Below are 9,544 nucleotides of genomic sequence, written 5' to 3'. Positions count from 1 at the left end.
AGTGCCTGCCGGTAGGGGGTCAGGGCGCGCCGGCCGCGGCGGGTGCCGCGCCGTTGCCGCTCGGTGTGCAGGACACGGGCGACGAACCAGACCAGCTCATGCGCCACGTCGAGGGTGGCGCCATAATTGATCACGTGGGGCCTTTGGAACCTTGGACTTGATCTTCGCAAATCCGGTCCTACCAGGGGCCCCACGCCTCATCGCAGGCCAACACGCCTACCGGCTCGAGCCTTACTGAGAAAACCTCATTGGGTGCGTGTGACGCACCGAAGGCCACTTTGGGGCGCTCGGGGCCGGGCGGTGCCGAGCCGGATCGCCCGGAAGTCGGCCGCCCGGCTCGGCCGGTCGGTGTCCGCGGGCCGGCGGCCCGCCCCGATCGCGGTGCCGAGCGGGTGGCGTGATCCGGCCGGTCCGCAGCCCCAGCGCACCCCGGCACCTCCGGCCCGGCACCCACTGGGCGCACATCACAGCGTCGCGCTCATTTTGTCGCGGTCGGCGCCCGCTGAAGGATCCTTCGTCTCGTCCGATCCTCGGATCATCGGGTCCACGGCGGTACAGGGAGCGGCGGCCGCAGTGAGGCGGGCGGTGGCCCGACCTTGCCTGAGACGAGGCGGAGGATCGCCGTGCCCTCTCGCAGGTCGGCGATCTGCAGGGCAAGCACGCCGTCCACCGGTTTCGGCTTCTGCGGTGTACCGCTGCTGCAGCTGGAGCCGCTCCCGTTCTCGTACAAGGTGAGCACGCATCCGGGTGTGAGGGTGCCGGTGGCGCCGCTGTCGGTGGAGAAGCCGATTCCGTCGTCGGTCACGGAGGCGACGGAGAGCCGGTGCAGCCCGCCCTGACCGGTCAGCGGGATGTCCACCGGGCCCCTTACCCGCACCTCACAGGTGCCGTCGGTGCATGCGGCGTAGTCACTGCCGTCGGTGGCGGTCGGTGCCGCGGACGACGACGGGGTGGCGGCCGGTGCCGGCACCCCGGCCGGCGGTGTCTCGCTGCCGCACCCGGCGGCGAGAACCACCAAGGGAACGACACAGATTCCTCGTTTCACTGCCGCCAGCGCCGCGCCGGCGGGGGCCGCGGCGCGGCTCACGTGATCGCCCCTGGCTGGAGCACCAATGCCGGCTTGCCGCCTGCTTGCGTCAGGCCGACCTCGATCGACGGGGAGCCGCGGAACCCGAAGCTCGCCCCACCGAGACCCGGGCCGATGCTCGACTCGGCGCCACCGCCCTGCGGGTAGGCGACGGTGAACGTGAGGCTGTCCGGGCCGATCGCCGTCACCCGGAGCGAGGAGTAGTGGAACTTGGCGGCATCCAGGGGAATCGTGGTGGGCTTGGCCAGCGGCAGCGTGCAGTCACCGTCGAAGCAGTCCCGCACCTTGGTGCTGGGCGGTGCGGGCGGATTCGGGTTCCGGGAACTGGAAGTCGTCGTGGGCGTGGCCGTGGTCGAGGGCACGGCCGAAGATGTCGTCGCGGGTCGGGTGGTCGATACCGAAGGTACGGACGGAGGCTGTGCCACCGGTACGCTGCCGCAACCGGCCAGACCGACGGAAACCATTGCCAGCACGGGAATGTTTCGACGCATGGAACAGTGATAACAGCCATTTCCCGGCGGTGACGCCACTTGTCCGGTTCCTGCCGGTCGGGCCGGAGGACCGGGACATCATCGCCGGCCGGCGATGATGTCGCCGATCGTGGGCAAAGATGGGTTGCCTCGGTCCCAATATTCACTGTGTGCTGCACCGCTGAGGCCGCCGAACAAGCCCGGGGTGCCCGGCGCCGACGCGAAGACGTCGCCGCCGAAAGCCGGGTCCGCCGGGTCCGGGCCCAGCGCGATGTCCTGGGCGGGGGCGCCCACCGCGTAGGGATCCGGGTTCACCTTGATGTTGGTGATGCCGATCATGTCGTTCGCCGCGGTCGTCGAGTGGACGTGCTCGGCGACGTGCGCTTGGTCGACGCCGTCGAGGTGCAGCTGGTCCGCATGGTCGACGCCGACGCCCGGACTGGCCACGAAAACCACGTCGTCGGCGTTCAGGCCCCCGTCGCGAGCGGCGTGACCGATCGTGGTGGTGCCGTAGCTGTGGCCCAGCACCGTGTTGTGCGAAGCGGGGCCGGCGTGCGTGGCGCGCAGGCCGTCCTGGAACGTCTGCAGGTCGGCCTTCCCGCCGTCGGCGTAGGACTCGCTCGCGGCGTTGTAGAGCTCGTCGGGGGCGTCGTAGCCGACCCACGTGATGACCGAAGTGGACGGTGAGCCCGCGGCCTGCGCGGCGTCGTACATCACGTCGGCGCGGTGGACGTCCCCGGCGATGCTGTTCAGGTCGGCCATCGTCCCCGGGACGTAGGTGGTGACGTTCGCCGCCGTGTCGGGGTTCCCGGTCGCGACGACGCCCTTGCCGTCCGCGGTCGTGTCGAGCTCCAGCAGGAACGCCGGTGGCCCGCCTCCGTTCAGCCGGTCGCGCAGGGCGGTCAGGCCGCGCACCCGCTCCTGCAGAGCGCTGTCGCCGCCGTCCGGAACGCCGCCTCCGCCACCGGTGTAGGGGTTGTAGCCCTGGTTCTGGTCGGCTTTGAGCGCGGCGTTCGCGGTGTCGATCTCCCGGTCGAGCGCGGCCCGGTTGAGCGAGTCCCGGACGGTCGCGGGAATGCCGTCGCGGTTGCGGATCGAGTCCGGGGCGTCCTGCATGACCTTCGCCCGGTCGGCGTCGGACAGGCCGTCCCACCAGGCTTTGACCGCCGCCGGGTCGCCGGGCGGCGGCGCCGCCGGTGGCGGTCCGTGGTCGGGCGCCGTCAGCGGAGCCCCGGCGCCCTTCGAAATCCGGCTCGCGCTTTCGGTCAGCACTCGTTGCGCGAGCGTGGCGACCTGGCTCGCGAACTGCGCCCGGTAGGAATCGGCGGCCCCGGCGGGCAGCTTGGCGAGGTTCTGGTAAGTGGGCGCGTTCTTCGCGATCAGGTCCACAAGGGATTGTTTCGCGGCGGCGACCTCGTCGGCGAACGCCGTCACCCGGGCCGCGACTTGCCGCATCGCCTGGCCGTTGTCCCCGGCCTGGGTCAGCACCCGGTGAGCGCGGGTGAACATCGCGACGCCGGCGGTGTCGGTCCACGAAGTGGTCAGGTCGGCGGTGTTCGTCGCCGCGGCCCGGTCGAACGCCCCGGCCGCCGACTCCCAGGAGCCGGCGAGCGTGCGCACGGAGTCTTCGTTCGTGTCGGGCCACGGGACCTTGGCTTTCACCGCGCTCCACAGGGCGTCGGTGGGTTCGGCGATGGGCATGGCTCCAGGATTCCTTTCGTGCGAACGGAAGCGCGCACGGTGGCCGAAAGCGGCCAACGCCGTTTCAGCGCTGTGCGCATCGCGGAAACTGGACGGGTGACCACAGCAGCGGGCGATCAGATGGGCATGGACACCGACACCGTCGACCGCGGCGCGCAGGCTCTCGCCGACAGCGGCACGGCTCTGCGGACCGCTTGGCGTGATGGCGATGCGGCCATCACGGCGGGGGAGCCGGCGATCGGCACCGGGGTGCTGGGCGCGGCCTTCCGCGACGGCTACACGAGCACGAGCGACGCGGTGCGCCAGGCCGCCGGGCTCATCGCGCCGGACTTCGCCGCGACCGCCGAAGCCGGCCGGGCGTCCGCCGTGGACTACGCGGCGGCCGACCAGCGGGCCCGGAGCACGATGGCGGCCGGCCGGTGACCGAGAAGGTGTCTCCCGACGGCACCGTCGGCGCCACGCTCGGCGCACGGGGCGAACTGGTGCGGCTGTGGCTCGACCCCCGCGTCCTGCGGGAGCCGGACCGGCTGGCCGCGCGGGTGCTCGACACGCTGGCCTCGGAAGCCGGGTTCGATTTCGAGCCCGTGCTCCAGGAGCTGGCCGGCTTTCCCGCGCTGCGCGACAGCCTGGCGCGGTTCCGCGACGAACTGCCGGGGGTCCGGGAGACGGCGATCTCGGACGACGGCCTGATCAGCGCCACCGTGTCCGGCGATGGCCGGCTCGCGGACCTCGCGGTGAGCCCACGTGCCTGCCACGGCTCGAAGGCGCTGGCGTCGGCGATCGCCGACACCGTGCGGCAGGCGGCGAAGGCGGTCGAGCGCCGCAACTTCGCGACCGCGTACGAGCTCACGGCGCCAGCCGGTAGCCCACGCGGTGCTCGGTGTGGATGAGCGACGGCGGCCGGAGCTTGCGCCGCAGCTGCGCGATGACGACGTCGAGGACGTTGGTCGCCGGCGCGGCCAGCTCGTCCCAGCCGTGCGCGAGCAGCTCCGCCCGCGGGACCGCCTCGCCCGCGCGCCGCGCCAGCAGCTCCAGAACCGCGAACTCGGTGCGCGTCAAGGTCAGCAGCACACCGCCGCGGCGCACTTGACGGCTGCCGAGGTCCATCTCGAGGTCACCGCAGCGCAGCACCACCGGCTCGGCGGCACGCGGCGCCCGGCGGCACAGGCTGCGGACGCGGGCCACGAGCTCGTCCACCGCGAACGGTTTCACGAGGTAGTCGTCCCCGTGGGCGAGCCCGGCGATGCGGTCGGCGACGGCGTCGCGCGCGGTGAGGAACAGGACGGGCGTCAGCAGGCCGGCCGTGCGCTTCGCCGCGAGGAACCCGACGGAGTCGCCGGTGGGCAGCATCCGGTCCAGGACCGCGCAGTCGTAGCTGTTCACCCAGAGCGCCTCGTCGGCGGCGGGCAGGTCGTCGACCGCGTCGACGGCGAATCCGGCCCCGCGCAGCGCGGCGCCGACCGCGAGCCGGAGGTCGGGGTCGTCTTCGACGATCAGCACACGCACACCTCCGGACAGTAGTGCCCGGCACCCGGTCAGCCCGCTTCGGCCAGCAGCCAGCCACGGTCGGCGGCTTTCACCCCGGCTTGGAACCGGCTGCGCGCGCCGAGACGCCGCATGATGTCGGCGACCATGCGGCGCACGGTGCGGACCGACACACCGAGCTCTGCCGCGGCGGACTCGTCGGTGTGGCCGGTCGTGAGCAGCTCCAGCAGCCGGACCTGGCGCTGGTCGAGCTCTTCGTCGTGGCCGCCCTCGATCAGCGGGGTAGCCGCCGGCCAGAGCCGGTCGAACAGCTCGACCGTCGTGGTCACCACGCCGGGCAGCCGGAACGCGAGCACGCCGGAGGAGCTGATCGCGCGGTCGGTGGGCAGGACGACGAGCGAGCGGTCGAGCACGAGCGCGTCGGTCGGGACCGTGGGCAGGGTGCGCACGGAGGCCCCGGCCAGCGCGAGGGTGCCGAGCCGCCGGCTCAGCGCCGGAGCGGTCCGGGCGGTGTCGGGCACCAGGATCCGGTAGCTGACGCCGCGGCCCAGGTGGACGTGGTCGTTCGGCCGGACGGCGCCGAGGGGCGCGCGGGCCGCCGGGCCGGAGGTGCTCATGACGAGGACTTCGCGGCGGGCGTCCGCCAGCAGATCGTCGCGGGGCGTGGTCATTTCGAGGTCCCTCCGATCGGGAGCGTGGCGGTGACGCCTGCGAGGTGGTGGCCGTCGAGGCGGTGGAGCCGCAGGCCGTGGCCCGCGCACCAGCGGGCGAGCCCGGGCAGCGCGGCGTCGAGCGCGGTGGGGGAGCGGGCGGCCAGGCGCAGGGCGGCGCTGGTCGTGCTGCCACGCGGCGTGCGCCGGGCCTGCGCCGCCAAGGTGACGGCGACCCCGGCCGGCCGGCTAAGCAGGCCGGCGACCAGGCGTTCGGTGACCGGGCCGGGCAAGGCATGCCAGCCGTCGAGCCGGAAGCACACCTGGGAGACCGGTCCGGTGCGCCAGCGGGCCCAGTCTTCGCGCAGCTCCGTCCGGCCGCCGGTGACGTGCGCGAGCGCGGCGATGGTGGCAAGCCCGGCTTCGCGGCCGAGCGGTTCGGCGGGCACGCCGTGCTGGGCGAGGCCACGCAGCACGCGGCGCAGGGTGTTGCGCAGAACGAGGGTGAGCAGCTCGTCGTCGGCGTGCTCGGCGGTGCGGACTGCGTGCACGCCGAACCACCGCCGCGGCGGCGAGCCGGGCTCCCCGCCCGCGTGGAAGATCCCCTGCACACCGGGGTAGGGCCCGTCGGGTCCGGCCTCGGGCAGCAGGACGGCGGGCGAGACCCACCGCGGCCCGGTGGTGGTGGGTTCGGTGACGGCCGCGACGCCGCCCGCGTGCCGGATCACCAGGACGGGGACACCGCCGAGTTCGGTGGCCCCGAAGCTGACGGCGGGCAGCAGGTGGTCCAGCAGCGCGGCGGCCCGTTCGTGCGGTGGCAGGGTGAGGTCGCGAGGGCGGCCCAGGTAGCCGAGACCGCGTGCGGCGAGTTCGGTGAGGCTGCGGTTCCGGACGCGAACGGTGCTACCGCCCAGCCCGGCGGCGGCGAGTGTCGCGGCCACGGCGACGGGCCAGGGCTGGGTGAGGGATGCGGCGACCAGCGCGGCGGCGCATTCCCAGCGGACGAAGGCGCCGGGGCGGGGAAGCGGTTGCGGAGGTTTGGCGGGCGGCCGGGCGACAGCGGCGGGAGGTGCGGGCCGGGTCGCGGGAAGGGAGAGCGGCGCGGAGTGCGGAAGAGGCCCGCGGACGGCGGCCGCGACCACCGGCGGCGGGGTGACCGAGGTGGGGGTGGCGGCGGGTGCGGGCCGGGGGACGGCCGCGACTGCCGAAGCCACGGCGCCGGCCGGCACCGCCGCTTCGCCGGCCGGGGCCACCGCGCCGCCCACCGCCGGGTTGACCGCCGCCAGGACCGTCGGCGGCTCCCAGGACTCAGCGCCGGCCATCGCGCACCTCACCTTCGACCGCCGTCCGGAACGCCGCCGTCAGCTCGGGCCCCGGCTCGACCCCCAGATCGCTCCGGAGCGCCGCGCGGGCCCGGCGGTACAGCGCTATCGCGTCACCCGGTCGGCCCCGGCCGCACAGCAGCCCCATCCAGCAGACCCACGGCTGCTCCCACCACGGGTCCTCGTCCACCAGCCCCCTCAGCAGCGTCTCGGCTTCGCGAAACCGCCCGAGCGAGCCGGACAGCTCCGCCAGTTCCAGCCGCAGGTTGCGGTGTACGCCCTCCAGCCACGTCACCGTGCCCAGGCCGGAGTCCGCGCGGAGCCCGTCGAACGGCCTGCCGCGCCACAGCTCCAACGCCGAGCCGAACAGGGCCGCGGCCCGCGCACGAGAGCCCTCATCCCGTGCGCGGCGGCCCTGCCCGGCCAGCAGCTCGACGTGGTCGACGTCGAGGTCGCCCGGCTCCACCCGAAGCCGGTAGGCGTGTTCGCCGCGCTCGATGCGGGGGTCGCCGAGGGCGTCCGGGAGCGTCCGGCGCCAGTGCCAGATGTAGGTCTTGAGGTTCGCCTCGGCGGACGCCGGCGCGTCCTGTTCCTGCCAAGTCGCCGCGATCAGCTGCTCGACGTCCACCCATTCGTTAGCGTGGAGCAGCAGTGCGGTCAGCACCGCCAGTGGCTTCCGGGCGCCGCGGACCCCGCGCACCCGGACCGGCCCGAGCACCGAGAACAGCGCGGGAAGGGACACTGTGGACAATGGCCCGGTGGACACCTCGGACAGCGTGGTCGCCGGCATCACTGGCACCCCCCTCGTGGTCTGCTGTGCCCAGCCTGCGCGACCGGACATGAGGATTCGATGACAACGACCCGGGTGCTGGTCGTCGAGGACGATGAGAACCTGCGCTTCGCGGTGGCCACCGAGCTCACCGCCGGGGGCCTCGTCGTCGTGACCGCCGCCGACCTGGCCGGCGCGGACGCTGCCCTGCGTGAGGGCGACGTCGCCTGTGTCGTCTTCGACCGGATGCTGCCCGACGGCGACTCGCTGCACTTCGTCGAACGCCGGCGCCGGCGCGGCTGGGCCGTGCCGGTCCTGTTCCTCACCGCCCGCGACAGCACACAGGACCGCGTCGACGGCTTCGCCCACGGTGGCGACGACTACCTCGTCAAGCCGTTCTCCCCGGCCGAGCTGGCAGCTCGGGTGCACGTCCTGTGCCGGCGCGGCGGCACGCCCCGGCCGTCCGTGCTGACCCTCGCCGACCTGGAGCTGGACAGTGCCCGCCGCGAGGTCCGCCGGAGCGGGGTGCTGCTGACGTTGTCGGACAAGGAGTTCTCCGTGCTCGAGGTGCTGCTGATCCGCGCCGGGCAGGTGGTGAGCCGCGAAGACCTGCTCGAACACTGCTGGGACGGCTCGGCCGACCCGGTCGCCAACGTCGTCGACGCCGTCGTCAAGCGGCTGCGCGCCAAGTTGCGCGCACCCGGCCTGATCCACTCGGTGCGCGGCGCCGGCTACCGGCTGGCGGCGGAGTGACGCGCTCCTCGGCCGACCGCCTGCGCCGCCTGCGCGTGCTGCTCACCATCCTGTTCACGGCGATGAACACGATCGGCCTGGTCGTGGTCGCCTGGCTCGTCCTCGCGGCCGACTCCCGCCAGCGCGACGAGCATCTCGACGACGAGCTCTACCGCGTCACGTCCGTGGTCAAGCGGCTGCTGCGCGCCGACGGTCCGGACGGCATCAGCACCGCCGGCGTCGACCGCGACGAGGTCAACGACGCCTGCCCGCAGTTCGCCGTGCTGCCCGGCGGGTCCGGGACGTTCCCGGCGAAGCTGAGCGGCCGCTCGTGCGTGGCGGTCGACGTCAACGTGCTCAACGGCTACGCGCAGCAGGCCGTCGAGCAGGGCAAGTTCCTCTACGGCGAGATCGACGCCCCGGACGGCAGCCCGCTGCGGATGCGCGTCGACCCCGTGCGCGCCCAGTCCGGCCGCTACGTCGGCGCCGTCGTCGCGGTGGCGGATGCCCGCGCCGAGGCCGCCGCCCACGAGCGCCAGGTGCTCTGGGTGGTCGGCGGCGCCGTGGTGCTCGCCGGGGCGCTCGGCCTGGCCGGCTGGCTGCTGTCCGGCCGCGCGATCCGGCCTGCGGCGAGCGCCCTCGAGCAGCAGGAACAGCTGCTCGCCGAGACCGCGCACGACCTGCGCACCCCGGTGGCCGCGTTGCGCGCCCTCGCCGAGACGGCGCAGCGGCACCCGGGCGAGTCCGCCGAGCTGCTGCCGCGCACGGTGGCGCTGTCCGCCCAGATGGGCGAGATCATCGACGGTCTGCTCGTGCGCGCCCGGCTCGCGGCCGGGGTCGACCGGCTCACCGTCCAGCCGGTCTGGCTCGACCAGCTGGTTTCCGGGCTGGTCGAGGACACCCCGGCCGAGGGTGCTCGCGTCACGCTCACCGCCGCGCCGTGCACCGTGCTCGTCGACCCGGTGCTGGTTCGCCGGGCGATCGGCAACCTCCTGGACAACGCGCTGCGCTACGGACGGCGCCCGGGGGAGCAAGCCGTCGTGCACATCACCGTCGCCGGTGGCCGGGTCACCGTGGCCGACCACGGCCCCGGCGTCGACAGCACGACGGCGGAGGAGCTGTTCGACCGGTTCCGGACCGGCAGCGGCTCGTCCGGCCTGGGCCTGTCGATCGTGCGCTGGGTCGCCCAGGCCCATGGCGGCCGCCTCAACCTCTACAACGCCGACGAGGGCGGCGCGATCTTCGAGCTGGAACTGCCGCCGGCCCCCGAGCGCCACTGAGCGTCACCGGGTCTTTCGCCTGCTCCCGCGCGTGATCACACTGCTGGG

Annotated in this window: 12 protein-coding genes; 5 read left to right on the top strand and 7 right to left on the bottom strand. The window is 73.9% G+C overall.

Features of this window, described 5'->3' with window-relative positions; all coding sequences use genetic code 11:
• Window positions 1-535: 535 nt before the first annotated feature.
• On the bottom strand, window positions 536-1,087 hold the full coding sequence (locus tag BLV96_RS44585; protein ID WP_244180946.1) for a hypothetical protein: 552 nt from the start codon (window positions 1,085-1,087) through the stop codon (window positions 536-538).
• A complete protein-coding gene (locus BLV96_RS44580) occupies window positions 1,084-1,371 on the bottom strand; it encodes a hypothetical protein (RefSeq protein ID WP_086683293.1) in 288 nt (95 codons plus the stop codon). Before BLV96_RS44580 ends, BLV96_RS44585 begins: the two co-directional genes overlap by 4 nt.
• Before the next feature lies 1 nt (window position 1,372).
• Here BLV96_RS44580 and BLV96_RS49475 point away from each other — a divergent pair, with 1 nt between their 5' ends.
• Window positions 1,373-1,588: a hypothetical protein gene (locus BLV96_RS49475; RefSeq protein WP_143051130.1), complete on the top strand. Its 216-nt coding sequence runs from the start codon at window positions 1,373-1,375 to the stop codon at window positions 1,586-1,588.
• A 68-nt stretch (window positions 1,589-1,656) separates the two neighbouring features.
• Here BLV96_RS49475 and BLV96_RS44575 read toward each other — a convergent pair whose 3' ends face one another.
• Window positions 1,657-3,258, bottom strand: a complete 1,602-nt coding sequence (locus BLV96_RS44575) for an alpha/beta hydrolase (RefSeq protein WP_244180945.1) — start codon at window positions 3,256-3,258, stop codon at window positions 1,657-1,659.
• A gap of 96 nt (window positions 3,259-3,354) precedes the next feature.
• Between BLV96_RS44575 and BLV96_RS44570 the strand changes: the two genes are divergently transcribed.
• Both BLV96_RS44570 and BLV96_RS44565 read left to right on the top strand, forming a co-directional pair.
• Window positions 3,355-3,681, top strand: coding sequence for a hypothetical protein (locus BLV96_RS44570; RefSeq protein ID WP_143051129.1), 327 nt, complete (start codon window positions 3,355-3,357; stop codon window positions 3,679-3,681).
• Entirely contained in the window at window positions 3,678-4,148 is a 471-nt protein-coding gene (locus tag BLV96_RS44565) for a YbaB/EbfC family nucleoid-associated protein (RefSeq protein WP_086683298.1), read from the top strand. Before BLV96_RS44570 ends, BLV96_RS44565 begins: the two co-directional genes overlap by 4 nt.
• Here the strand turns inward: BLV96_RS44565 and BLV96_RS44560 are convergent.
• The 4 genes from BLV96_RS44560 to BLV96_RS44545 are packed head-to-tail and all read right to left on the bottom strand — an operon-like array spanning window position 4,105 to window position 7,505.
• On the bottom strand, window positions 4,105-4,764 hold the full coding sequence (locus BLV96_RS44560) for a response regulator transcription factor (protein ID WP_086683301.1): 660 nt from the start codon (window positions 4,762-4,764) through the stop codon (window positions 4,105-4,107). The two genes, BLV96_RS44565 and BLV96_RS44560, sit on opposite strands and share 44 nt — an antisense overlap.
• Before the next feature lie 29 nt (window positions 4,765-4,793).
• The gene (locus tag BLV96_RS44555) at window positions 4,794-5,414 is read right to left on the bottom strand and encodes a helix-turn-helix transcriptional regulator (RefSeq protein ID WP_244180944.1); all 621 of its coding nucleotides are present in this window, start codon (window positions 5,412-5,414) and stop codon (window positions 4,794-4,796) included.
• Window positions 5,411-6,715 (bottom strand): hypothetical protein, encoded by a 1,305-nt coding sequence (locus tag BLV96_RS44550; protein WP_091390356.1) that lies wholly within the window; start codon window positions 6,713-6,715, stop codon window positions 5,411-5,413. The genes BLV96_RS44555 and BLV96_RS44550 overlap by 4 nt, the downstream gene beginning before the upstream one ends.
• Entirely contained in the window at window positions 6,702-7,505 is an 804-nt protein-coding gene (locus BLV96_RS44545; protein ID WP_158104080.1) for an AfsR/SARP family transcriptional regulator, read from the bottom strand. Before BLV96_RS44545 ends, BLV96_RS44550 begins: the two co-directional genes overlap by 14 nt.
• A gap of 60 nt (window positions 7,506-7,565) precedes the next feature.
• Between BLV96_RS44545 and BLV96_RS44540 the strand changes: the two genes are divergently transcribed.
• Both BLV96_RS44540 and BLV96_RS44535 read left to right on the top strand, forming a co-directional pair.
• Window positions 7,566-8,237 (top strand): response regulator transcription factor, encoded by a 672-nt coding sequence (locus tag BLV96_RS44540; protein ID WP_208608497.1) that lies wholly within the window; start codon window positions 7,566-7,568, stop codon window positions 8,235-8,237.
• Entirely contained in the window at window positions 8,234-9,496 is a 1,263-nt protein-coding gene (locus BLV96_RS44535; RefSeq protein ID WP_244180943.1) for a sensor histidine kinase, read from the top strand. Before BLV96_RS44540 ends, BLV96_RS44535 begins: the two co-directional genes overlap by 4 nt.
• The last annotated feature ends 48 nt before the right edge of the window (window positions 9,497-9,544 follow it).

The organism is Amycolatopsis pretoriensis, from assembly GCF_900107925.1.
GTDB classification, from domain to species: Bacteria; Actinomycetota; Actinomycetes; order Mycobacteriales; family Pseudonocardiaceae; genus Amycolatopsis; species Amycolatopsis pretoriensis.
This window is presented reverse-complemented; position numbering and strand designations above follow the sequence as displayed.

Bases quoted from the DNA above. Each gene is read 5' to 3' on its own strand.
- BLV96_RS44575 (WP_244180945.1), bottom strand. From the start codon at position 3,258: ATGCCCATCGCCGAACCCACCGACGCCCTGTGGAGCGCGGTGAAAGCC.
- BLV96_RS44545 (WP_158104080.1), bottom strand. From the start codon at position 7,505: ATGCCGGCGACCACGCTGTCCGAGGTGTCCACCGGGCCATTGTCCACA.
- BLV96_RS44540 (WP_208608497.1), top strand. From the start codon at position 7,566: ATGACAACGACCCGGGTGCTGGTCGTCGAGGACGATGAGAACCTGCGC.
- BLV96_RS44550 (WP_091390356.1), bottom strand. From the start codon at position 6,715: ATGGCCGGCGCTGAGTCCTGGGAGCCGCCGACGGTCCTGGCGGCGGTC.
- BLV96_RS44555 (WP_244180944.1), bottom strand. From the start codon at position 5,414: ATGACCACGCCCCGCGACGATCTGCTGGCGGACGCCCGCCGCGAAGTC.